Source organism: Achromobacter xylosoxidans A8 (genome assembly GCF_000165835.1).
In the GTDB taxonomy this organism is placed as follows: domain Bacteria; phylum Pseudomonadota; class Gammaproteobacteria; order Burkholderiales; family Burkholderiaceae_B; genus Achromobacter; species Achromobacter xylosoxidans_B.
In genome coordinates this window covers 2,317,782-2,341,179 of the sequence record NC_014640.1, presented here as the reverse complement: position 1 = coordinate 2,341,179, position 23,398 = coordinate 2,317,782, and the positions used below count along the sequence as shown (strand labels likewise).

Annotated in this window: 24 protein-coding genes and 1 pseudogene; 4 read left to right on the top strand and 21 right to left on the bottom strand. The window is 65.7% G+C overall.

Annotated elements, in window-relative coordinates:
* The first annotated feature begins 14 nt into the window (after positions 1-14).
* The gene (locus AXYL_RS11000) at positions 15-1,328 is read left to right on the top strand and encodes a YihY family inner membrane protein (RefSeq protein WP_013392864.1); all 1,314 of its coding nucleotides are present in this window, start codon (positions 15-17) and stop codon (positions 1,326-1,328) included.
* A 38-nt stretch (positions 1,329-1,366) separates the two neighbouring features.
* Complete coding sequence (locus AXYL_RS10995; protein ID WP_013392863.1) at positions 1,367-1,825, top strand: CBS domain-containing protein; 459 nt, start codon at positions 1,367-1,369, stop codon at positions 1,823-1,825.
* 29 nt (positions 1,826-1,854) lie between these two features.
* Here AXYL_RS10995 and dusA read toward each other — a convergent pair whose 3' ends face one another.
* On the bottom strand, positions 1,855-2,835 hold the full coding sequence (dusA, locus tag AXYL_RS10990) for a tRNA dihydrouridine(20/20a) synthase DusA (protein WP_013392862.1): 981 nt from the start codon (positions 2,833-2,835) through the stop codon (positions 1,855-1,857).
* Positions 2,836-3,055: 220 nt separating this feature from the next.
* Here dusA and AXYL_RS10985 point away from each other — a divergent pair, with 220 nt between their 5' ends.
* Complete coding sequence (locus AXYL_RS10985; RefSeq protein ID WP_013392861.1) at positions 3,056-4,024, top strand: homoserine kinase; 969 nt, start codon at positions 3,056-3,058, stop codon at positions 4,022-4,024.
* Positions 4,025-4,088: 64 nt separating this feature from the next.
* Complete coding sequence (locus AXYL_RS35285; RefSeq protein ID WP_013392860.1) at positions 4,089-4,892, top strand: BPSS1780 family membrane protein; 804 nt, start codon at positions 4,089-4,091, stop codon at positions 4,890-4,892.
* Positions 4,893-4,898: 6 nt separating this feature from the next.
* Here AXYL_RS35285 and AXYL_RS35280 read toward each other — a convergent pair.
* The 20 genes and pseudogenes from AXYL_RS35280 to AXYL_RS10885 all read right to left on the bottom strand — a co-directional run.
* A pseudogene (locus tag AXYL_RS35280) lies at positions 4,899-5,009 on the bottom strand (DUF192 domain-containing protein); the annotation flags it as partial.
* Positions 5,010-5,131: 122 nt separating this feature from the next.
* Positions 5,132-6,004, bottom strand: coding sequence for a type II secretion system F family protein (locus AXYL_RS10975; RefSeq protein ID WP_013392859.1), 873 nt, complete (start codon positions 6,002-6,004; stop codon positions 5,132-5,134).
* Between the two features lie 14 nt (positions 6,005-6,018).
* Positions 6,019-6,864: a type II secretion system F family protein gene (locus AXYL_RS10970; protein WP_013392858.1), complete on the bottom strand. Its 846-nt coding sequence runs from the start codon at positions 6,862-6,864 to the stop codon at positions 6,019-6,021.
* Entirely contained in the window at positions 6,861-8,555 is a 1,695-nt protein-coding gene (locus tag AXYL_RS10965) for an ATPase, T2SS/T4P/T4SS family (RefSeq protein ID WP_013392857.1), read from the bottom strand. The genes AXYL_RS10970 and AXYL_RS10965 overlap by 4 nt, the downstream gene beginning before the upstream one ends.
* Positions 8,552-9,922 carry a type II and III secretion system protein family protein gene (locus AXYL_RS10960; RefSeq protein WP_013392856.1) on the bottom strand — a complete coding sequence of 457 codons (1,371 nt, stop codon included), beginning with the start codon at positions 9,920-9,922 and terminating at the stop codon, positions 8,552-8,554. The genes AXYL_RS10965 and AXYL_RS10960 overlap by 4 nt, the downstream gene beginning before the upstream one ends.
* Positions 9,919-10,773 (bottom strand): Flp pilus assembly protein CpaB, encoded by an 855-nt coding sequence (gene cpaB, locus AXYL_RS10955; protein WP_013392855.1) that lies wholly within the window; start codon positions 10,771-10,773, stop codon positions 9,919-9,921. Before cpaB ends, AXYL_RS10960 begins: the two co-directional genes overlap by 4 nt.
* Positions 10,770-11,489: a hypothetical protein gene (locus AXYL_RS10950; RefSeq protein WP_148260598.1), complete on the bottom strand. Its 720-nt coding sequence runs from the start codon at positions 11,487-11,489 to the stop codon at positions 10,770-10,772. The genes cpaB and AXYL_RS10950 overlap by 4 nt, the downstream gene beginning before the upstream one ends.
* Positions 11,490-11,560: 71 nt before the next feature.
* Complete coding sequence (locus AXYL_RS10945) at positions 11,561-12,178, bottom strand: pilus assembly protein TadE (RefSeq protein WP_013392853.1); 618 nt, start codon at positions 12,176-12,178, stop codon at positions 11,561-11,563.
* Complete coding sequence (locus AXYL_RS10940; RefSeq protein WP_013392852.1) at positions 12,175-13,593, bottom strand: pilus assembly protein TadG-related protein; 1,419 nt, start codon at positions 13,591-13,593, stop codon at positions 12,175-12,177. The genes AXYL_RS10945 and AXYL_RS10940 overlap by 4 nt, the downstream gene beginning before the upstream one ends.
* Positions 13,590-13,856 (bottom strand): hypothetical protein, encoded by a 267-nt coding sequence (locus AXYL_RS10935; protein ID WP_013392851.1) that lies wholly within the window; start codon positions 13,854-13,856, stop codon positions 13,590-13,592. The genes AXYL_RS10940 and AXYL_RS10935 overlap by 4 nt, the downstream gene beginning before the upstream one ends.
* 368 nt (positions 13,857-14,224) lie before the next feature.
* Positions 14,225-15,082, bottom strand: coding sequence for a MaoC/PaaZ C-terminal domain-containing protein (locus AXYL_RS10930; protein ID WP_013392850.1), 858 nt, complete (start codon positions 15,080-15,082; stop codon positions 14,225-14,227).
* Positions 15,083-15,133: 51 nt separating this feature from the next.
* On the bottom strand, positions 15,134-16,063 hold the full coding sequence (locus AXYL_RS10925; RefSeq protein WP_013392849.1) for an SDR family oxidoreductase: 930 nt from the start codon (positions 16,061-16,063) through the stop codon (positions 15,134-15,136).
* A gap of 62 nt (positions 16,064-16,125) precedes the next feature.
* Positions 16,126-17,151 (bottom strand): Bug family tripartite tricarboxylate transporter substrate binding protein, encoded by a 1,026-nt coding sequence (locus tag AXYL_RS10920; RefSeq protein ID WP_013392848.1) that lies wholly within the window; start codon positions 17,149-17,151, stop codon positions 16,126-16,128.
* Positions 17,152-17,193: 42 nt separating this feature from the next.
* Entirely contained in the window at positions 17,194-17,406 is a 213-nt protein-coding gene (locus tag AXYL_RS10915; RefSeq protein WP_013392847.1) for an acetyl-CoA carboxylase biotin carboxyl carrier protein subunit, read from the bottom strand.
* The gene (locus AXYL_RS10910; protein ID WP_013392846.1) at positions 17,403-18,770 is read right to left on the bottom strand and encodes an acetyl/propionyl/methylcrotonyl-CoA carboxylase subunit alpha; all 1,368 of its coding nucleotides are present in this window, start codon (positions 18,768-18,770) and stop codon (positions 17,403-17,405) included. Before AXYL_RS10910 ends, AXYL_RS10915 begins: the two co-directional genes overlap by 4 nt.
* Before the next feature lie 10 nt (positions 18,771-18,780).
* Positions 18,781-20,325, bottom strand: a complete 1,545-nt coding sequence (locus AXYL_RS10905; RefSeq protein WP_013392845.1) for an acyl-CoA carboxylase subunit beta — start codon at positions 20,323-20,325, stop codon at positions 18,781-18,783.
* Positions 20,326-20,357: 32 nt separating this feature from the next.
* Positions 20,358-21,026 (bottom strand): 3-oxoacid CoA-transferase subunit B, encoded by a 669-nt coding sequence (locus AXYL_RS10900; protein ID WP_013392844.1) that lies wholly within the window; start codon positions 21,024-21,026, stop codon positions 20,358-20,360.
* The gene (locus AXYL_RS10895) at positions 21,013-21,702 is read right to left on the bottom strand and encodes a 3-oxoacid CoA-transferase subunit A (RefSeq protein ID WP_013392843.1); all 690 of its coding nucleotides are present in this window, start codon (positions 21,700-21,702) and stop codon (positions 21,013-21,015) included. Before AXYL_RS10895 ends, AXYL_RS10900 begins: the two co-directional genes overlap by 14 nt.
* A 58-nt stretch (positions 21,703-21,760) precedes the next feature.
* On the bottom strand, positions 21,761-22,933 hold the full coding sequence (locus AXYL_RS10890) for a thiolase (protein WP_013392842.1): 1,173 nt from the start codon (positions 22,931-22,933) through the stop codon (positions 21,761-21,763).
* The gene (locus tag AXYL_RS10885; RefSeq protein WP_013392841.1) at positions 22,930-23,331 is read right to left on the bottom strand and encodes a Zn-ribbon domain-containing OB-fold protein; all 402 of its coding nucleotides are present in this window, start codon (positions 23,329-23,331) and stop codon (positions 22,930-22,932) included. The genes AXYL_RS10890 and AXYL_RS10885 overlap by 4 nt, the downstream gene beginning before the upstream one ends.
* Between the last annotated feature and the right edge of the window lie 67 nt (positions 23,332-23,398).

Below are 23,398 nucleotides of genomic sequence, written 5' to 3'. Positions count from 1 at the left end.
GCTATTATCGCCTGATGAATCGCCCCGCCGAGCCTGCCGCCACTACGCCGGCGGCCACCGAGCACTCGACCCCGCGCTCTTCATGGATCGCGCGGGCCGGACGCGTCGTGCGCTTCAGCGCCGAACGCGCCGGCGAAGAAAAACTGCTGCAAGTGGCGTCCAGCCTCACCTTCACCACCGTCCTGGCCATCGTGCCGATGCTGGCCGTGGTCCTGTCTCTATTCACGGCTTTTCCGGTATTCCAGGAATTCCGCGTCGCGCTCGAGGATTTCCTGACCAACAGCCTGATGCCCCCGTCCGTGTCGGACAACATCATGGATTACCTGAACCAGTTCGCGCGTCAGGCTTCGCGCTTGACCGCCATCGGCGGCGTGTTCCTCCTGATCACCTCGCTGTTGCTGATCATGACGATCGACAAGGCGTTCAACGACATCTGGCATGTGACGCGCCAACGCCCCCTGCGGCAGCGCGCGCTGGTGTATTGGGCCATCATCACGCTAGGGCCGGTGGTGGCCGGCGCCAGCCTTTGGGCGACCTCGTTCGTGGCGCGCGAATCACTGGGCCTGGTCCGGGACGTGCCTGAAGCCCTCAGCGTCGCGGTGTCGTTCATCCCGCTGATATTGACCGCTCTCGGTTTCGCCACGCTGTTCGTCATGGTCCCGAACCGCGAGGTCCTCTGGCGCGACGCCCTGGTCGGCGGCTGCGTGACCGCGGTCGTGCTGGAAATCATGAAGTCGGCGTTCGCCTATTACCTGACGCGCTTCCCCACCTACACCGTGATCTACGGCGCATTCGCCACCCTGCCGATATTCCTGCTTTGGATCTACCTGTCGTGGCTGGCCGTGCTACTGGGGGCGATCCTGGCTTCCAGCGCGCCTCTTATCCGCCTGGGCCGCTGGGAAATCAACCGCTATCCCGGCGCGCCCTTTGTGGATGCCGTGGATGCGCTGCGCGCGCTACGCCAGGCGCAGGCGGCCAATCCGCCAGGACTGCCCACCAATCTGCTGGCCGCGCAATTACGGCTGCACCAGGACGAACTGAACGAAGTGCTGGAAACGCTGGCGGAAATGGGACTGGCGACACGCAGCCCTGAAGGCCTTTGGGTGCTGACCTGCGATGCCCGCAATACCTCGATGGCGCCCGTGGTGGATCATTTTCTGCTGGATCGCAGCCAGCCCAGGGTCCGCAATGACCCGGAAATATTGCGAGTCGCCTCGGCCGTGATTTCGCAGCAAAATACGCCCACGCTGGAAGAAGTCTGCGGAGAAGCGCAAAATACCGAAAATGGAATCGCTCCGGTGCTGCAGCTGGAAGCGAAAAAGAACTAGTAAATAGGATAAGGGCGCAGTCCGCCCAGGAGGAACCGATGTTGAAGGTCAGCGAGATTTTGCGCGTCAAGGGCGATACGCTCTATACGGCGTCGCCCGACATGCCTGTATCCCAGGCCGTGCAAACAATGAGCGAGCAGGACATAGGCTCGCTGGTCATCATGGAATTCGGGACGCTGACCGGCATGCTCACGTTCCGCGAGATCATCCGCCACATGCATGCACATGGCGGCGCCGGCGACACCACCATCCGCTCCATCATGGACGACGCGCCGGTCAGCGTGTCACCCAACACCAGCGCCGACGAAGTGCAGCGCCTGATGCTCGAAAAGCATGCGCGCTATATCCCGGTCATGGACGGCCCCACCCTGATGGGTGTCATTTCGTTCTACGACATGGCCCAGGCCATCGTGGCGGCCCAGCAGTTCGAAAACAACATGCTGAAGGCCTACATCCGCGATTGGCCTACGGAAACCGCTGAACCGGCCAAGTCCTGAGCCCCTGGCCAGCCGCCGCTGGCCTGCCGTCACACCCCAGCCGGCGCCGCCTCGACCGCGGCGCCGCGCATATCAGGCGCATGCCGCTGGCTGCGCCAGGCATCGTAAATCAGTTCAGGATTGTTCGCGGCCAGCAAGGCCGGATCGGACAGCATGCGACGCCAGCGGCGCGCGCCAGACTGGCCGTTCACCAGCCCCAACATCGGCCGCGTCATCACCCGCAGCGGCACGCCCACGGCGACTTGCCGCGCCGCGTACTCCATCATGGCGTCGACCACCTGCGCGTCGCTGGGCAGGCGCAGCGATGGCCACAGCTGCAAGGACACTTCGGACAGCACCCGCGGCGTATGCCAGGCGGCCCGGCCCAGCATGACGCCATCGAAATCACCCGCGGCGCGCACCGACTGCCCGGCGTCGGCCAGGCCGCCATTGAGTACGAACGTGCAATCCGGGAAGTCGCGCTTCAATTGCCGCACCACCTCATAGCGCAGGGGCGGAATCTCGCGGTTGTCCTTGGGCGTGAGCCCCTTGAGCACCGCGTTGCGGGCATGGGCGATGAACACCCGGCAACCGGTGTCATAGACCTTGCCGACGAAATCGCGGACAAATTCATAGGACTCGTCATAGTCCAGCCCAAGCCGGTGCTTGACGGTGACCGGAATATCCACGGCGTCCTGCATGGCCTTCATGCAATCGGCCACCAGCGCAGGCTCAGCCATCAGGCAGGCGCCAAACGCCCCCTTCTGCACCCGCTCCGAAGGACAGCCGCAATTCAGGTTGATCTCGTCGTAACCCCACTTCTTGCCTAGCCGAGCCGAATGCGCCAGGGCGTCGGGCTCGCTGCCGCCCAGTTGCAGGGCCACGGGATGCTCGGCCTCGTCAAAATCCAGGTGACGTTCGACATTGCCGTGCAGCAACGCGCCGGTAGTGATCATTTCCGTGTACAAGCGGGCGCGCGGCGCCAGCAGCCGATGGAAAAAGCGGCAATGGCGGTCGGTCACATCTATCATCGGGGCGACGCACAGCCGCCAGTCGGGGGAGTCCAAGAATCACTCTACAAAACAAGGGGATGCGGTATTTTACGGTGCTTGGCGGCTTTGTGTCCGGCCGGCGGCTCCGACCGCTCAACCGGATGGCGGACAGGCCCGCCCGCCATGTGGTCTAAAATTGCGCCGCCGCAGCCGAAACAGGCGTGCCGCGCGTCCGTTAACCCCTAGATTCCGCACATCAATGGCCGTATTCACCCCTGTCTCCGAAGACGACGCTCGCGCCCTCCTGGCGCATTTCGATCTGGGCGAGTTTGTCTCGCTTCGGGGGATTACGGCGGGTATCGAGAATACCAACTACTTCCTGTACACGACCCGCGGCGAGTACGTGCTGACGCTGTTCGAGGTGCTCACGCAGGCGCAGTTGCCGTTCTACATCGAGCTGATGTACCACTTGGCCGAGCGCGGCATTCCCGTGCCCCGCCCCCAGACCCTGGGCGACGGCACCCGCCTGACGACGCTGCACGGCAAGCCCTGCGCCATCGTTTCACGCCTGCCAGGCGGCTACGAGCCCGCACCCGGCGCGGCGCATTGCGCCCTGGCCGGCGCCACGCTTGCACGCGCCCACTTGGCGGCGCGCGACTTCCCGCTGCGCCAGCCCAATCTGCGCGGGCTGTCCTGGTGGCTGGAGACGGCGCCCAAGGTCCTGCCCTTCCTGGAACCGGCGCAGGCCCAGCTTCTGTCGTCGGAGCTGGCCGACCAGCAGGCAGCCGCCGCGACGCCGGCATGGCAGGCATTGCAGACCGGCCCCGCCCACTGCGACCTGTTCCGGGACAACGTTCTGTTTGCCGGCACCTTCGAGGATCCGCTCATGGGCGGCATCATCGATTTCTACTTCGCTGGCTGCGATACCTGGCTGTTCGACGTGGCGGTAAGCGTCAACGACTGGTGCATCGAGCGCGACACCGGCGAATTCGTGCCCGAACTGGTCGAATCCTGGTTGGCGGCGTATGCGGCCGTGCGCCCGTTCACCGACGCGGAACGCGAAGTCTGGCCGCTGATGCTGCGCGCCGCCGCGCTGCGCTTCTGGATATCGCGCCTGTACGACTTTTTCCTGCCGCGGCCGGCCCAGACCCTCAAACCGCACGACCCCCGGCATTTCGAAAGAGTGTTGCAAGCACGCCACCGCCCGGGCCTGCCAATATTGCCGTAACTGTTGCTCCCCCCATAATGGGGATAGCGCGTCCCTTTTTGAGAGATCCCCCCTTTAAAGAGCCATGCAAGCAGCATTCCTACCCGCAACATCCGGCTGGCAATGGGTCCGTGACGGCTTCCGTCTGTTCCGCAAGCAACCACTGGCCATGTTCACCTGGGCCATGGCCATCAGCCTCCTGGTCATCTTCGCCACCGCGACGCCGCCGGTCGGCCCCATCCTGGTGGTGGCGCTGATGCCCATCATCACGCTGATGACGCTATCGGCGTGCAAGCACGTCGAAGCAGACCGCGTCATGCTGCCCTCGATGTGGGCCAAACCGCTCAAGCAGCCCGGCGTATTCAGGAAACTGTTCCTGATGGGGCTGCTGTACGCGGCGCTCTGCATTGCTTGCGGCCTGATCATTTTCCTGCCGTTCACCGACGCGATGGTCGAGGGCATGCGCATCGCCTCCGTGGAAAAATCCATGGAGCCCATCCTGTCCGCCATGGCCGTGCCGCTGAGCCTGTTCGCGATCACGTACGTCGTGATCGCGGCGCTGTTCTGGCACGCGCCAGTTCTGGTCGCCTGGCATGGGCTGCGGTTGATCCAGGCGCTGTTTTTCTCCGGCATCGCCTGCTGGCGCAACAAGCTGCCGTTCCTGGTCTACGGCGCCACGTGGATCCTGGTGTTTCTTTTCATCGACCTCTGCGCCGGCCTTCTGGTCGCCATCGGCCTGTCCCCGCAGCTTGCCGGAACGCTGCAGATTCCCTTCAATATCGCCGCGGGTGGCGTGCTGTACTGCAGCTTCTATCCTGCCTATACCTCCGTGTTCGGCATCGAGAATGCCGGCGCGCATCTCGACGACGGCAACGGCGCCCAGGCATAAAGCCACGCGACAGGGCGCCAGCGCCCTGCGCACCGCGAGCACCCTTCCACGCCGCGATATGAATGCCACGTCGATGGCATAACGCATGCCAAAGGTATGCACTGCGGCACAAGGCATCAACAAGATGCCGGACCGCGGCCCTGGCGGCTTGCGTCCCAGCAAACCGCGGGCGCGGCCACACCAGTCGGCTACCTTGAGCAACCTGAGCCGGCCACGCTGCCCCGATGGCTGGTCATTGCTCATTGCGCGCTCTGCAGCAATTGCACCATGACCGGGAAGGCCAGCACGATGAAGGTGCAGGGAAAGATGCAGCCGATCAAGGGCAGCAGCATCTTCACGGGCGCCTGCATCGCCAGTTGTTCCGCCCGCACGTGGCGATCGCTGCGACTTTGCGCCGCCTGCGCGCGCAGCACCGGCCCCAGGCTTATCCCCAGCGCCTCGGCCTGTGCCAAGGCGGCAGCCCAATTGCGCGCAAGCGGACTATTGCTGCGTTCAGCCAGGGCCTTGATCGCCGCGGTCCGGGAGACTCCGGCGCGCATCTCAGCCAGCGCGTCGGCCAAGGCATCGCGCAATATGCCGGCCGGGCCGCTCTGTGCGGCCATCTGCAATGCCCCGTGCACACTCAGCCCCGCCTCCACACATAAGGTCATCATGTCGAACACGAAAGGCAGATCGCGTTCGATGCTGCGCCGCCGCTTGACGCTCAAACTCCGCAACCAGAGGCCCGGCGCGGCGCCGGCCCCCAGGGCAGACGCTACCGCCCAAGGAATCCACCCCCAGGACTGAGCCTGCAGCAGAACAAGCGCTACCGTCGTCGCCAGCCCACCGGCGGCCGTTGCCGCGCTCCAGCTCAGCGCCGCCACATGCGCGTAGCTGATGCCAGCGGGCAACGCAGCCCGCTCGATCGCCCGCGTCAGCCGGATGCGCCAACGCCAGGTACACAAAGGCCCGGCCAAGGGCGCCACCGCCGCAATCCAGGGCCAGGCCGCTCGCCACCACCACGGCAAGGCGGAGGACGCGCCCTGGCTGTCCAGCAACAATGGCTTCAAGACCACCCAGGCCAACCACCCCGCAGCCAACGCGGCCGTCAACAGACTCAAGTACAGCCACATCGCAGCCTCCTCCGTCAGATATCGATCCGGACAATGCGCCGGATCAGCAGCATGCCCGTGGTCTCCAGCACCGCCACGATGGTCAGCACGCCCCAACCCACGGGCGTATGCCACAGCAAACCCATGATTTCCGGCTCCAGGCGGTCCAGCACGGCCAGCAGCAGCAAGGGCAAAGACCCTACGATCCAGGCCTGCAAACGCCCTTGCGATGTCAGCGCCAGCAGCTTCGCCTGCAATTGCAGCCGGGCGCGCAGGGTCTGCGCGATGCTCTCCAGCGCCTCCGCCAGATTGCCGCCCGTCTGTGCCGCAATGCGCATGGCAGCCACGACGAGAGCGGTCGAATCGGCCGGCATGCGATTGCGCAGGTTTTCAAGCGCGGAGTCCCAGGGCACTCCCATGCGCTGCTCGCGCAGCATCAAGCCGAACTCCTGGGCCAACGGTGCGCCGCTCTGCTCGACGACGTGGCGCAGGCCTGTCGTCAATGCCGCGCCCGCGCGCAGAGCGGCGGCAAGCATCAACAACGCCATCGGCAGTTGCTGCTCAAACCGGCGGGCGCGCCGACGTCGCAACGCGTTCACAAGCGCACGGGGCAAGCGCGAGGCAAGCGCCGCAGCCATGACGGACACCAGACCGCTACCCGTGGCGGCAAAGGCCAAGGTTGCCGCCAAGGCGGCGCAGGCCACTGCGCCGGCCCACAATTGGGCCGGATCTATAAACAGGAACACCTCGCTCAGGCGCAAGCCCGCCTCCTGCGTGTAGACCTCGCGATAGCGACGCAGCGCCGGCGCAAACCAGCTCTGGACCCGCCAAGCCAACAGCAGCACGGAGATCATGGCGGCCCCCGCCGCTAGCCAGATCATGGCGTTCCTTGCGAAAAAATTGCAGTCCCCGGCGCCGCCTTCTCCGTGTCGGAAAACCAGGCAGGGTCGAAGGCCTCATCGGGCTGTGTCCAATCGCGCGCGAAGCCGGGCAAGGCGCCGCAGCCGAAGAAACCCCGGACGCGGTCGTACCGGAACAAATCCTGGAGCTGGATACGTCCGCTTTCCATGCCGGTGATCTCCGCGATCGACGTCACGACGCGCCGCCCGTCGGCCAGCCTGGCCTGCTGCACCACAATATCCACGCTGGCGGCGATATGCTCGCGCACCGCCGCCAAAGGAAGGTCCAGGCCGGCCATCAGGATCATCGATTCCAGGCGTCCCAGCGCATCGCGAGGCGAGTTGGCATGCAGCGTCGTCAGGGAGCCCTCATGGCCGGTATTCATGGCGGTCAGCATGTCGAATGCCTCCGGCCCGCGGCACTCGCCCACCACGATCCGGTCTGGCCGCATGCGCAACGCGTTGCGCACGAGCTCGCGGATGTCGATGCGCCCGCGCCCCTCCTGGTTGGCGGGACGCGCCTCCAACGCCACCAGATGATCGTGGTTAAGGCGCAACTCCGCCGCGTCTTCGATGGTGACCACGCGCTCGCCATCGGGAATCTCGTTGGACAGGATGTTGAGCAAGGTCGTCTTGCCGGCTCCCGTGCCTCCGGACACCACAAGGTTTCTGCGCGACCGCACACAGAGCGCAAGGAACTTCGCCATGGCGCCGCTCAGCGAACCCGCCGCGATCAGATCGGACATGCCCGGGCGCCGCTGCGGGAACTTGCGTATGGTCAGGCTCGCGCCTCTCATGGCCACCGGCGGAATGATGGCATGCACCCGGGATCCATCCGCCAGCCGGGCATCCACCATCGGCGAGCTTTCGTCGATGCGCCGCCCCAGGGGCGTGACGATGCGCTCGATGACCCAGCGTAACGATTGCTCGCTGGTGAAGGCCGCCTGGTGGCGCGACAGGCAGCCGGCACGTTCGACGTAGATCTCGTCATGACGGTTGACCATGATCTCCGTGATGTCGGCGGCGGCGAGCAAGGGCTCCAGAGGCCCCAGGCCGACTGCTTCGTCCAGCACCTCGCGGCAAAGCGCTGCCCGGTCCGCCCCAGGCGGCAAATCCTCGTCGGAAGCGACGATATGCGTCAGCAGCCGCTCGGCCTCCGCACGCAGCATGCCGTCGCTCATGCCCGCCACGTCACGGCGGCGCAGGTCCAGCGCCGCTAGCAAGGCTGCATGCAGGCGCCGGCGCTCCTGTAGCTGATGCAGCGGCGCGCGCGCCGGCAACGGCGTTGCAGGCGCGGCCAGCGTCGGCGACTGCTGCGCTGCAGCCATATCGCGCGCGGCGCTGTCAGCCTCCGGACCATTCGATTCGCCGGTGTGCTCGGAGGCGACCGCCAGCGACACCCGCAGCCGACAAGGCCCGATCAATATTTCATCACCGGGCAATACCGGCACGTGGCGCACGATCCTCTCGCCGTTCACCAGCGTCCCACCCAGCGTTCCCAGGTCTTCAAGAGCAATACCGGCCTCTTCGCGCACCAGACGGGCGTGCTGGCGTCCCACACGCCAGTTCACAATGCGCAAGCCGCAATGCGCGCCGCGTCCGATCAGCACGGGAGCGGCCAGTGTCGCTTTGTCCACCGTGGCGTCCTCGAACATCATTTCTATGTCGATCATGGCCTCGTTTCCGTTGGGGGAGTCGGGACACCTTCAGGTCGCGCGTCCCATTGCGAGCCCGCGCCCGCGTAGGCATCCCAGCCTGACGCGGCAGGCACGGCGGTTCCCAGGCGAGGCGCTTCGGGAAATGCCGCTTCCAGCACGCCACGCCCACGCCGCACACGGTCCGCCATGGCGGGCTCGGCCTGCGCAATCAGCTTTGGCGTCACAAATATGGCGAGCTCGGTTTCCCGCAACTGATAGCGCCGGGACGAGAACAAGGCCCCCAGGACCGGGATGTCCTTCAGCCATGGCAGCCCGTCGCTTGCCTCGTCCCGCTCGCGCGACAGGAAGCCGCCGATGACCAGCGTATCGCCCGACCGCACGTTGAATTCGGTTGACGCGCGGCGCGTGCGCAACGCCGGTCCGCCCGGCACGCTCAGCGCGTTGTCCACCGAGCTCGCCTCGACTTCGATCAAGGAACGGATGATCCCGTTACGGTCGACACGAGGGGTAATCCTGAGCATGACGCCGTAGGGCTTGAACAGCGTGGTCGAATTGCCGCGCGTATCGGTTGACGAGTAGGGAACCTCGCCACCGGCCAGAAAGGTTGCGCTGGCGCCACTGCGCGCCAGCAATTGAGGCTGGGCCAGCATCACGGCTTCCCCGCTTTGAGCCAGCATCGCGATGCGCGACGACAACAACGCATTGACGCCGAAGTAGCCGGCCGGCGACGAGACCCGGCCCATCGTTTCTATGATCTCCTCGCCAGGGCGGCTCACGCGCCCCCGGGACCCCGCATCCCAGGCCAGGCCGGCATTGATGCCGCCTTGGGACATTCCGTCCCAGCGCACACCGAGATCCCTCAGCTTCGATGTGGGGATCTCCACGACCTGCACGTCCAGCTGCACCATGCGGTCCCAGCCCACTTGCCCGGTGAAATCCAGCACGGCGGGATAGCGGTCTGCCAGGGCCGTGATACGCAAACGGTCGTCGTCGGAAAGGTCGTCGCCTTCGATCAGGATGCGACCGCCCACCTCGGTGCTGCGCGCGCCAGGAATGCGGGCCAGCAAAGCCTCGACTTCCGCACGCAGGCGCGGTGCCCCGGCCGGCACGACCCTGAGTTCATAGGCCTTGGCGCGGGCGCCGTTGGCCCAGACATGCAGAGACGACACGCCCTCGGCGCGGGCGAACACGATGACCTCGCGCCCTTCGGCCTCGATGGCGCCGATCACCTGACCATTACCTATCGCCACACGCTTGACGCCGGGGTGCGAAAGAATCCGCGTTTCGCCCACCTGGAGTTCGATCTCCTCGTCCGCTGGCCACGCTGCCGGGCTGACGAGGCATAGCGCCCAGGCGAATATGCTGGCAACGGCGCGCCTCATGGCCGCCCCCTTTTATGTCGAGACGGGACGGCCGCTTCAATCTCCATTGCTCTTTCATCTGCCGTGGACTCCAGCCGGTCGCCATACAAAATGGTCACGCCCGGCGCATTGCGGCGCTCCAGGTCCAATCCGATCAGCGAAGCAAGATCGCCTTGCGCTGCGCCGCTGACCACGGCGGCATCATCGCGATGGCGCAGCATCGCCGTCAGCACCCCGCTCTGCCGGGCCGCCACGAATCGCATCGCCTCGTCCGGCGTCGCCGCCAAGGTGATATTGCCGCCCTTGTTTTCACCATCGGCCTCGCCCCCGACCATCAGCACGCGCATGCCTTGCAAGAGAGGCACGGTCAGTTCCTGCTGGCGATGCGCGAAGCTCACATAGATGTCGATGGCATCGCCCACGCGCAACACTTCCGCCAGACCTCCCAGGTCGGTGGCCGCCACCGTCAACGCGCGTTGCCCGCTACGCAGGCGGGACGCCAAGGCCGGAACCGGCGCGGTGAACGTCAAATGCCCCCGGAGCAAGGGTTCACCGTTGGCGACATCGGCCAGCAAGGTGGCGCCAAGCAGGCCAGAAAGATCCAGGGGATCGATGCTGGCCCGCGAAGCCCATGGCTCCGGGATCTCGCGCACGGCGAGATGCAGCTCTTCGAGTTGCGTGCCCGCGGGCAAGTCATACGCCGCGACCAGGCGGCTGACCATCGGCGTGCGCGCCTCGGCCTCCAGCGCCTGGACGCGCTGCTGCACGTGCTCTCGCACCGCCCACGCGGACACCAAGCCCGCGATCAGCGCGATGGCGTACACGCCCGTTCTGCGCAGGCGCTGCAGGACATGGGTGATCCAGAGCCTCATGGCGATCTTCCGCTGACCAGAAGCCCGCTGCCGCCTTCCAGCGGCACCAGCGACAACCGCATGCGCGCGCCCGGACGGATCCACCAATGCGCTGACTCCTCGGACGCCGGCACACGACGCCAGCCGTTCTGGGCCAGGCGCTCCTCCAGCAGCGGAGCCAACTGCCTCGGCGGCAAGGCGTATTGCCAGATGCGTTCCGAGACTCGCACGCCGTCCTCCATCACCGCCACGTCCAGCCTCTGACGAGCGCCAGCCGGGAGCCAGGCAGGCAGCGGACTATCTGGCGCAGCCAGCAGGCTGACCGCCGAAATGCTTCCGGCCGTGCGGCGCGCGCCCAGGCCTTCCATCTGGACGACCCAGCGCTCTTGCCCCACCTGACCCGATAGGATGGCTTGGCCGGACAACACGTTCAGGTCGGCCAGAGCGGGCTGCTGCGCTGACAGGTAGCGGATCAGTTCGGGCGTGCTGAGAGGCGTATCGAATATGAGCACGCGTGCGGGGATGCCATGCAGCCAGATGCTTTCCGCCAGCAGCCCGCGCCGCGAACCCGCAGGAAAACGCAAGGCTTCCAGCGCGGTGACGCCGGACCGGGTCCTGGTGGCGGCTCCTGCCTCGTTGCCGTCTTTCGCCCGATCCTGCGCGGCGGCAATGTTGCGCCCCCCCACCAAAGCGACGGCCAGTGCACCAGCCAGCAACAGGCGTAGTGTTCGTGCCACCGCCAACGTCCGCCAACCACTACCCCATGGGGCAACCTGCCCCACAGGCAATGGCGAAAGACAAAGTCCGATCATTTGCCCGCCCCCTTGCGATTGCTAAGCCGATCCGCGGGCACCACATCCGCCCATTCGGACAGCCAGTCCAGCGACAGGCCAGGCCTGCGCCACGGCCCGTCCAGGCGGTCGACAACAGGCTTCAAACGCCGTGCCTCCGCCAGCGAAGCGCTTTCAGCCCTGCGCCAGGATGTTGGCGCACGGCCGATGCGGCGCTGCGCGTCGGTGTCGCCGTGCGCATACCCGGCGCCGCTTGCCACGTGCGTGCGGCGGGCGATGCGCAACCAGGCCGCATTGTCCCGGTCACGGCGCGCAGTGCTTGCCGTCGCGGTCATCAGTTTCAGTTCCGCGCCGAACCATTCGTCCTGCAAGGCGGTGACCTGGGCTGGCGCGATACCAGGCAGCGCGCTGGCATTCCGCGACAGCGCCGTGCCGCTTGGAGCGTGCTGATTCTGCGAGGGTTGCCCCAAGGCGCCGGCCATCGCGGCCTTGCGGCTGGCCTGCGCGACTTCCTGAGCCGTGAACTGCAATCCGCCTATCCAGGATGCCGCCCAAAGCAGCAGGGCCAGCAGCGGCAGCATCAGCAACGCTTCGATCAAGGCCTGCCCTTGCTGCCGCGTGCGAATCCGATTCATGGCGTCCCCCTTGCCCGCGCAGCCTCGCCCACGGTAACGGCCGACAGGCGCGCTTGCCAGTAGGGACGGAAAAGCGTGGCAAGTTCATCACGGCCGTCCGCGCGTGGTTCCGGCCGGGCAAAGTAGGTCTCCGCCGCTGAGGTCACGGTAATGGCGTCCTCCGGACCGAGGGCGGCATAGCGGAACTTTCCCTCGGGCGCCCGAACCGCGCTTTGCGCATCCGTGGTTTTCAAGGATGTACCGGCAAGCCGGACGGCCACCGCGAAGCGCAGGGCATCGCCGCTGCGCGACAAGGCGACTTCGCGATAGGCGGGCAGGCCCCGGCCCGGCCAGCGCTGAGCAGCAGCCATGGCGTATGAGTTGGCCATGGGATTGCTTATGTCATTGAGCAGATCCCAGTTGGTCGACAGTTCCACCCAGCGCCAAAAATCCTGATCGGAAAAATCGAGCGGCGGTTCATCCACGTACTCCAGGCCTTCGGGCGATTTGATCTTCTGCCCCTGCGCCGTGCCCCAGCCCATGGCGTATTCGCGAAAGTAGCAGCCCCTCCAGCGGTTGAAACGCAGTGCATGGTAGGACTGGGTGTCCAGCGCGCCCCAACGCCCGTCCGGTCCCAACCAGGTAGAGCCCCGGCGCCGCAGCTCGTGACGAAGCAGCGGGCATAGCGGTTGAACCATCCACGGATTGCGCCGTGTGGCGCTACGGCGATTGAGGAAGCCATAGCGTTCCACCGCCTGCTCGACGGCGGGTCGCAGACCTGCGTCGCGCATGGCCAGGCGGCGCCCCACGTAGCCAGGCCACCCGTCCGTCAGCAGCCGCAAACTGGCGCCTCTGGCATGCACGCCATCTGCGCCGAGTGTCGGAACATCCTCCGCAAGATTGGCGACCAGGACCTTGTTCATGATGCGACCGCGCGAATCCGTCAGACCGGCGACAGCGGACGCCGCGGCGGCTTCCAGGACCTGGTGGACGACTCTGTCGTGCTCGCCGAACGCCGCTGCCAGCCTCTGTTCCGCATCAGGCACGGCTTGCGCGGTTTGATAGGCCATGCCGACATCCGGACCAAACAACATGGTGATCAAGCCCGCGGGCGGATTGCGGCGATTGCGCTGAGACTGCAGGGTGCGGGCGTATTGCGCGGACGCACCTAGCGTGACCAGATGGGCCATGGCGACCTGATGCGCGATCTGTGTCCGGTTGATATAGGCAAGGGCATTGAGCGCGCGCGCTTGCTCCAGCGCCCCGCTATACGCCGCCGCGTCCGCGGCATGCGTCAGCCGCTGACGCGCTCCCACGGTCTGGCCCAGGTTGTACAGCACGACCAGGGAGATGCCCCCCACCGCCACCATCAGCAGGCCCAGGACCAGCGCCTGGCCACGCTGGTGGGTAAGCGATGCGCAAGAACGTGTAATCACTTCGCATCCGCGGCATTGCCGGTGAAGGACTTGAGCGACCGCGCCTTGGTCTGCGCCGCCGCTTTCTGCGCCGCCTGTTGCGCCGCACGGCTCTGCGCTCCGCCGTCCTCGCCGGCAAGTTCACGCGCCATGGCGGCGGTCTGCGATCGCACCACCTGGCCGAAGTACTGATACACCGCTATGGCCGCTACGGCGACCAAGGCCACGACCACGATGTATTCGGTCATGCCCTGTCCCAACTGACGCTTCCGCAACCCTGACATATCCGCTCTCCGGCACTGTGAAGACAGGCTTCAGTGTCGGCGTCTGCCTCCGGCGTCACAATTCGCGGATACCGAGGCGGATCAAGTTGTCGCGGCCCCATTGACAGGCAACTGACGTCAGCGGCGGCCGGCACGGGCCAGTTGCCGCGCCGAGGGCATGTATCTTGTAACCCTTTAATATTCAAGGGTTTTCCCTATTGCCCAGCCTATACCGCAGCAGTAGATTTGAGTTGCCGGGCTGTCTGACACCCATCGCGTGCGAAGCCGGGCAGGAGCGCCTCAGACTCATCTAGAGCTGGGGCGCTCTTCCATTTTGCAGCGCGCAAATGCGCATCGCGCTCAAGCATGCGGCCTGGACTCGGCCCGCCCTATCCGACGCTGGCGCCCCGCAACACACCATTGTCGATGACGATCGCGTCGCGCTCCACGACCTTCGCCCGGAAGGACCCGTCCCGCCAGACCTCCACACTTAGCGTCTCGCCGGGATACATCGGGCCAGAAAATCGCAGCGACACGGAACGCACGGCCCCTTCCGCCTCAGGCTGCAACTGCCTCGCAACGGTGTGCGACACCATGCCAAAGGTGCACAGCCCATGCAATATGGGCCGCGGGAATCCCGCGGCGCGGGCGATCGTCGGATCGCTGTGCAGCGGGTTGTAGTCGCCATTGAGCCGATATACCAGCGCCTGCTCGGGCCGGGTGCGCACCGGCACGGTCCAGTCCGGCGCACCGCCGGGCATGGCGTGCGCCGGACGCGCTTGCCTGCCGGCATTCGCCATGCCGCCATCGCCCCTGAGCACATGGGTCGCGGTAGTCCGCGCGATGAGCACTCCCGTGCCGGCATCCGTCAGGGTTTTCTCGGAATACAGCAGCAGTCCCTTTTCGCCCTTGTCCACCGCCTCGATGACGCGGGTCTTGCCTATCAGTTCGCCGGCGGCGGGAATGGGATGGAAGAGCTCCATCCCCTGCTCGCCGTGCAGCAGCCGCACCGTATCGGCCCCGATATCGGGCGCATTCAGCCAGAAACCCGGATAGCCCAGGACCACGGCCATGTACGGCAGCACCAGCGGATCGTGCCGCCTGCCCACATAGGCAAGGTCGCAGGCATCCAAGGGGTCGCGTCCCAGCCCCACTGACAGCGCATACAGCATGGCGTCGCGCGCCGTGTAGCGCTGCCTGATCTCCGGCAATTCGTAGTTCAACAGTTGCTCATGGGTCAAGCGCATGGCTTCCCTCCCCTTTATCCCAAAGACAATTCCACGTCCATGGCCGCCGAGTCAGATCGGATCCCAGCTCATCACGTCGGGCGAGCGTTCCAGGGGGTAGAAGTGCTTCTGCATCGCCGGAATGGCGACCTCGGCAATGCGCTGCGGAGTCCAGCCTTCGCTGAAATGCACCGATCGCAACGGGCGCGGCTGGCTCATCAGCATGATTTCGTTGGCGCGCACCGCGAATATCTGGCCGCTGACCTCCCGTGCGGCATCGCTCAGCAAATAGACGGCCATCGGCGCGATCTTGCCCGCCTCCATCTTCTTCAGTTTCTCCACCCGGTCCCGCTGTTGCGGCGTGTCGGTGGGGATGGAACTGGTCATGCGGCTCCAGGCCGACGGCGCGATGCAGTTGGAGCGCACGCCATACCGGCCCATGTCCAGCGCGATCATCTTGGACAAGGCCACGATGCCCAGCTTGGCCGCGCCGTAATTGGCCTGGCCATAGTTGCCGATCAGTCCGGAGGTCGAGGTCATGTGCACCATCGCTCCGCCCTCCTGTTCGCGGAAGTGCGTGGCCGCAGCCCGGCTGACGAAGAACGTACCGTCGAGATGCACCGCGATGACCGCGCGCCATTCTTCCTCGCTCATCTTGTGAAAGGAGCGGTCGCGCAGATTTCCCGCGTTGTTGACCACGCCATCGATGCGTCCGAACTGGTCCATGGCGCACTGGACGATGGCGTTGGCGGACGCATGGGTCGCAACCGAATCGAAGTTGGCGACCGCCACGCCGCCCGCTGCGCGTATCTCGGCGACCACCGCATCGGCGGGCGCCACCGGCGTCTCCCTGGCGGTCAGATCGTCGCCGTTGAGCGCGACCCCGATGTCGTTGACCACGACCTTGGCGCCCTCGGCCGCCAGTTGCAGGGCCACCTCGCGGCCTATGCCGCCTCCCGCCCCAGTCACCACCACTACCTTGCCTTGCATCATGCGTTCCATGCCTGTGTCTCCTCAAAACGGGCCTGCCGGCTGCATGCGGCAGGCCCGGTGCTGTCGATTGCCTACTCGGTCGTCACGTTGGCGCGGCGCACCACCTCGGCCCACTTCCTGCCTTCGCTGCCGATGAAGGCGGCGAACTCCGCGGGCGTGTCGGGATTGGGCACCGCTCCCTGGTCGCGGATCTGCTTCTGCATATCGGGGGTCTGAATGATCGCGACGACCTGCTTGTTGATTTCCGCCACGACGCCGTCCGGCGTCCTCGCGGGAGCCCACAGGCCGAACCACGACACGACCTCGTAGCCAGGCACGCCGGCCTCCGCCACGGTGGGCACGTCGGGCAGTTGGTCGCTGCGCTGCGCCGAGGTCACCGCCAACACCTTCAGCCGGCCGGCCTTGATGTGCGGCAGCGCCGAAGGCAGGTTGTCGAAAATCATCGAGATCTGGCCTCCCAGCAGATCCGTCACCGCCGGCGTGCTGCCCTTGTAGGGCACGTGCACCATGTCGACCCCGGTCATCATCTTGAAAGTCTCGCCGGACATGTGCAGCGTGCTGCCATGTCCGGAAGAGCCGAAGGTGAGCTTCCCCGGATGGGTCTTGCCGTAGGCGATCAGTTCCTTCACGGTGTCATACGGCGCATTCTTGGGCACCACCAGGGCATTCGGCACCATGGCCGTACGCGTGATCGGCGCGAAGTCCTTGATGGCGTCGTAGGGCATGGACTTGTACAGGCTGGGGTTGATGGCGTGCGTGCCGATCGTGCCCATCACCAGCGTGTAGCCGTCCGGCGCGGCGCGCGCCACCTGCGCCGTGCCAATGTTGCCGCCCGCGCCGGGCTTGTTCTCGACCACCACCGACACGCCCCAGCGCTCGCTCAGGCGCTGGCCTATCACGCGCGCCAGGATGTCGGTGGTGCCGCCGGCCGAGAATGGAACGTTTATGGTCACCGGCTTGTTCGGAAAGCCCTGCGCGGTTTGCGCGCCAGCCGTGCCAGCGCCTAGCAGGACCGCGCATCCCAGCAGCGCCAGGATCCTCAGGGGACGCTTGCGCGCAGAAGCTGCGGGCGCGTCTTTTTTGATTGTCTTGAACATTGTCTCCTCGCTTTTTTTATCCAGGTTCAGAGGCGGTCCGCCTCAATCCAGCAACGCAAGATCCTGCCCTTCCTCCACTTCATCGCCGACCGCCACCAGCACCTTGGCGATACGGCCTGCTGCCTCGCTCTCAACGGGGATTTCCATCTTCATCGACTCGACCTTGAACGCCTCGTCGCCCGTCTGAATCTGCACGCCCTCTTCCACGCAACAAGCGACCACGCGGCCCGCCACGTTGGAGACTATTTTTTTCATGCAAGCTCCTTTACCGACTCTGTTGAAATCACTTCCTGCAAGCCGTCGACAGTCATTGCTCCGGCCTGGAACCGCTCCGATCCGAGCACCTGAAGAATCATGGGAATGTTGGTCTTGATGCCCTCTACCCGCATACGGCCAAGCGCGCTGCTCAGTTCACCGATGGCGCTGGCGCGATCGGCCGCATGCGCAACAACCTTCGCCACCATGGGGTCGTAATGGCTGGAAACCCGGTTGCCTTGCGCATAGCCAGTCTCTATCCGCAAACCGGGACGGGACTGCGGCAACTCGAACGCCTTCAGGACGCCGGGCGAAGGCAGGAAACTCACGGGATCCTCGGCGTAGACGCGCGCCTCGATGGCATGCCCCGTCACGACAGGCTGCCTGTCGATCACCGAGGACAGCCTTTCGCCCGCCGCCAGGCGAATCTGCGCCTGCACGATATCCACGCCGGTGACCGCTTCCGAGATCGCGTGTTCGACCTGCAAACGCGTGTTGACTTCAAGGAACGAAAAGCCGCTGTCCGGCGTGTACAGCATCTCCACCGTGCCGATGACGTCGTAGCCGATCTCTCCCAGGATCGCCGACAGCCGCTGCGACATGCTGGCCACGGCCTGGCGGTCGATGGCCGGCGCCGGCGCTTCCTCGATCACCTTCTGGTATCTGCGCTGGGTGGAACAATCCCGTTCGAACAAGGACAGGACATTGCCGAACCTGTCCGCCAGGAACTGGAATTCGATATGCCGCGGAGACGGCACGAATCGTTCCATGTACAGGGCGGGGTTGGCGAAGGCCTTTTCGGCCATGCCGCTGGCGCGCTCCCAGCAATCAGATAGCGCCCGAGGATCGTGGACGGGGATCATGCCTATACCGCCGCCGCCGCCCGCAGGCTTTATCAGCACCGGATACCCGAGCGCCTCGGCCGCCTGGCGTACTGCCGCCATGTCATCCCGGGGCAGGATGCCCGTGCTGCCGCCTGCCTGCAGGCCATGCCGTTGCATCAACGTACGCGCACTCGCCTTATTGCCGAGCGCGTCGATCCACTTGGACGACGGGCCGATGAAGCAATGCCCCGCCATTTCCACCCTGCGCGCGAACTGTGCGTTCTCGGACAGGAATCCGTAGCCCGGATGCAGCGCATCGGCGCCGCAACGCGCCATGACCTCGAGCAGCAGGTCCTGGTTGAGGTAGCTGGCCCGCGCCGGCGCCGGCCCGATGCAGCAGCTCTCATCCGCCTGGCGCACATACGGAAGGTCGGCATCGGCCTCGGAGTACACCACCACGGACCGCAGGCCCAGCGCCCTCACGGCACGCAGGATACGCGCGGCGGCGGCTCCCCGGTTGGCGATCAGGATCTTCTTCATCTGCAGCACCTCAGGGCCGGTATCCGGTGGCCACCTGGCCGGGCTGGCGCAGCGGTGCGGCCAGATTCGCGAACTCGACCAGGCGCGCACGCGTGCAGGCAGGATCGATGATGTCTTCGATGACGAAGGCCTCCGCGCTACGGAAGGGCGACGTCAAAGCACGCACTCTTGCCTCGATTTCCGCGCGCTTGGCTTCGGGATCGGCGGCCGCCTCGATCTCCGACCGGTACGCCACCTCCAGGCCGCCCTCGATCGGCAGCGAGCCCCACTGGGCCGAAGGCCAGGCATAGCGGAAATTGAAACGGCTGGAATTCTGATGGCCGCCCGCGGCCACGCCGAAGGCCCGCCGCATGATCAGCGAAAACCAAGGCACCGTTGACTGCGAGACCGCCGTCAACGCCCTGACTCCGGCGCGCATCACGCCGTCCTTCTCGGCTTCCAGGCCGATCTGGAAACCCGCGATGTCCACCAGGTTCACCACGGGCAGGTGGAAGGTTTCGGCCAGGTCGACCAGACGGGTGAACTTCTCGGCGGTGTGCCGGTCCCAGCCGCCGCCGTAGTGGTAGGGATTGCTGGCGACGAACAGCACGGGCCAGCCATCCACCCGAGCCAGCCCGCCCACGATTGCCCTCCCCCAATGCCGGCCGATTTCGAACACGGTGCCGGGATCGAACAAGGTGTCCAGTATCGGCCGGATCTTGTAGACCTTGCGCGTGTCCTTCGGAATGGCGGTCCGCAACCACTCCTGTTCAGCCACAGTGACGGGAGGCTCTCCCCTGGGCGCGAGTTCGTGGACCGACGCCGGCAGATACGACAGGAAACGCCGCGCCGCCGCAAAAGCCTCGTCCTCGGAATCCACCTCATCGTCCACCACCCCGTTGCGGGTGTGTATGGCGCTTCCGCCCAGCTCGTTCTTGCCCAGTTTCTGGCCGATCTTGGCCACCACCGGAGGTCCCGCAATGAACAGCTGCGAGGTGTCCTTGACCATGACGGAGTAGTGGCTGCCGGCGACGCGCGCGGCGCCCTGGCCGGCCACCGACCCGAGGGCCAGCGACACCACGGGGACCTGGGCCAGGTTGCGCGCCACGTAGGCCCAGATCTTCATCTTCGGCAGCAGCGCATGCCCCATCTTCTCGATGTTCTTGACCGAGCCGCCTCCGCCCGTGCCGTCGATCAGGCGTACCAGCGGCAGGCGCAGGTCGAACGCCATCTGTTCGGCAAAAATCATCTTGTCGCCCACGGCCCCGTCGTTCGCGCCGCCGCGCACGGTGAAGTCGTCGCCCACGACTACGACGCTTTTGCTGTCCAGCGCCGCCCGTCCCATGATCACGTTCGACGGCATCACTTGGACCAGGCGGCCCTGCTCGTCGTATTCACCGCTACCGGCCAAACCTCCCACCTCGACGAACGAACCGCCATCGACCAGCCGTTCGATCCGCTGGCGGATGTCCAGCTTGCCCGCGTCATGCTGACGCTGCACCTTTTCCGCGCCGCCCATGCGCAGGGAATATTCCTTGCGGCGTGCCAGTTCGTCCAACTCCTGCGTCCAGCTCATGACTTCCTCCAATGACGGCGTCCACCTGAAATTCAGGGCGCCAGTTCGATCCATGCATCGTCCAGCTTCAAGTCCACCGAGGTCCGCGCCTGCAGCGCTGCAAAATCCAGGCCCCGCACCATCGCCCGCACATGCAGTCCGTCCGGCGTGATGTCCAGGATTGCCAGATCGCTGTAGATGCGATCGACCACGGCCTTGCCGGTTAGGGGATAGGTGCATTCAGGCACGATCTTCGGCCGGCCATCCCGGTCCACGTGCTGCATCATTACGAAGATGCGTTTGGCGCCTGCTACCAGGTCCATGGCCCCGCCCACGGCTGGAATCGAGTCTTCGCGTCCCGTGTCCCAGTTGGCCAGGTCGCCGTCGGCGGAAACCTGGAAGGCGCCCAGCACGGTCAGATCGATATGGCCGCCGCGCATCATGGCGAAGGACACCACGTGATCGGTAATCGAGGCACCGATGTCCAGCGCAACGGGCTCCTTGCTGGCGTTGAGCAGGTCCGTGTCGACCGCGGCGCCCGGCGGCAGGCCTTTCATGCCCAGGATGCCGTTCTCGCTGTGCAGCACCACGCCGCGCTCGGGCTTCAGATAGTCGGCCACCGAGGTCGGCATGCCGATGCCCAGATTGACGTATGAGGCGGGCGGAATGTCGTCGGCGACGATCTGCGCCATGCGCGCGCGGGACAGGCTATTGATACTCATTGGGGTACTCGACGATGCGTTGAACGAAAATCCCGGGCGTTATGATCTGCTCCGGCGCCAGTTCCCCCAGAGACACCACCTGGTCTACCTGGGCCACAGTCATCCGCGCGGCCATGCACATCACGGGTCCGAAATTACGGCTGGCGTAGCGGTAGGTCAGATTGCCCGCACTGTCGCCGTACTGCGCCTTCACGAAGGCCACATCACCCGGCAGCGGCTCTTCCAGTACGTAGCCGCGGCCGTTGATCACGCGCGCTTCCTTGCCTTGCGCCAAGCGGGTTCCGTAGGCAGTGGGCGTGAAGAACGGACCCATGCCGGCTCCGGCCGCGCGCAAGCGTTCGGCCAGCGTGCCTTGCGGCACCACCTCCAGTTCGATTCTGCCTGCGGCATACCACTCTCCGAACGCCGCCGCATTGGGCTTCTTGGGATTCGACGAGCGCGCAAAGGAGCAGATCACTTTCCGCACCCGCCCCGCCCGGATCAGCTGACTCAAACCCTGCTCGCCATTGCCCGCGTTGTTGTTGACGATGGTCAGTTCGCGGGCGCCGGTCTCCAGTAGCGCCTGCAGCAGCTCCGTCGGCACGCCGGAAGCGCCAAACCCGCCTATCAGCAGCGTGGCGCCATCCGCCACTCCAGCCACGGCCTCCTCCAAGGAGGGCACAATCTTTTTCAACATGGCTTACCCCATGGCGGTGACGCGGTTGCTCCGCCTCCACCGCAGACTTGTTGGACGGTCAGAGCGTAGGCAACGCGCTGAGGATCGCGGTGGACTGGCTGGACAGCGTGCCGCCGTTGCCGTGCACCAGGGCCAGGTTCGGATCCTTCAACTGGCGCTCACCGCACTCTCCACGCAGCTGCCTGACCGCCTCGACCATGAGAAACACCCCGTACATGCCCGGATGCACGCAGGACAGGCCGCCGCCGTTGGTGTTGACGGCCAGCCGCCCGCCGGGCGCGATCGCGCCATCGTCCACAAACGCGCCGCCCTCGCCCTTCCGGCAGAACCCCAGGTCTTCCAGGAACAGGATGGTGTTGATGGTGAAGGCGTCGTACAGCATGGCCAGGTCCATGTCTTTCGCGGAGACGCCGGCCATCTCGTAGCAACGCTTGCCCGATTCAAGCGCTGCGGTCACCGTCAGGTCATGCATGGACGACACCTGCCGGTTCCATAGCGCGGTCGCATTGCCCATCACGTACACCGGTTTCTTGGCGCAGTCGCGCGCGCGGTCCGATCGGGTCAGCACGAATGCGCCAGCGCCGTCGCTAACCATGCAGCAGTCGCGCACCGTGAAGGGCTCGCAGACCGGACGCGCCGCCTCGACATCCGCCAGCGACAGCGGTTCGCGCATGGTGGCTTCCGGGTTCAAATGCGCCCATTTCCGCGCGGCCACCGCCACTTCCGACAACTGCTTGCGCGTGGTGCCGTACTGGTGCATGTGGCGGCTCGCGGCCAAGGCGTAGGCCGCCACTGGCAAAGGCGGGTCATAGGGCGTTTCGTAGGGCTGCGGGTCGAGGAATTTCCGCACGCGGGTCAGATCGGCACGGTTGAACGTGGCGGTGCGCTGGGTACTGCCGTAACAGACCAGAACCGCATTGCACTGCCCGGAAGCGAGCGCGTGCATGGCCGGGAGCAAATGCGCCACATAGCTGGAACCGCCGATCATGGTGCTGTCCACGAAGGTCGGACGTATGCCGAGATACTCGACGACGGACATCGCCCACATGGGCGACAGGGAGCTACAGGTCGTAATGCCGTCTATGTCCTTGAGACTCAGGCCGGCGTCCGTAATCGCGGCCATGGCGGCTTGCGCCAGCACTTCCTGCTCGCTATGGCCGCTGGCCTGTCCCAGCCCGGCCAGTCCCACGCCGACCACGGCCGTCTTGCCTCTCAAATCGCGCAGCGTCATGCTGTCCTCCCCGAGGGCACGAACACCACTTGCGCAGCATGGCCGTCCGCCACGATCCGGGCGCTTACGCGCATGCCGATACGCACCTGCGCGGGCGCCAGCTCCGCGACCCGGCTCATCATCCGCACGCCTTCCGGCAAATCCACCAGGCAAACGTTGTAGTCGCCGCCCTGCTCCGGCTTGCGGTACACGGTCGTGGTGGCATACACCACTCCCTCACCCGAAGGCGAGAACCAGCGCAATGCCAAGCCGCCACAATGGGGGCACACGCAGCGGGGATAGAACACCGCCTGGCTGCAATCCTCGCAACGTTGAATCTGGAACCGGCCCGCCGCCAGCCCATCTAGATAAATCCGCTCGGGCCCGCCCGCTGCCTGCGCACTGCTCTGGATCTCCACCCATGCCTCCTGTCGTGTCGTCTTCTGAACCTGCCAACATTGCGGCTCAGTGTAGGGACAGGCATGC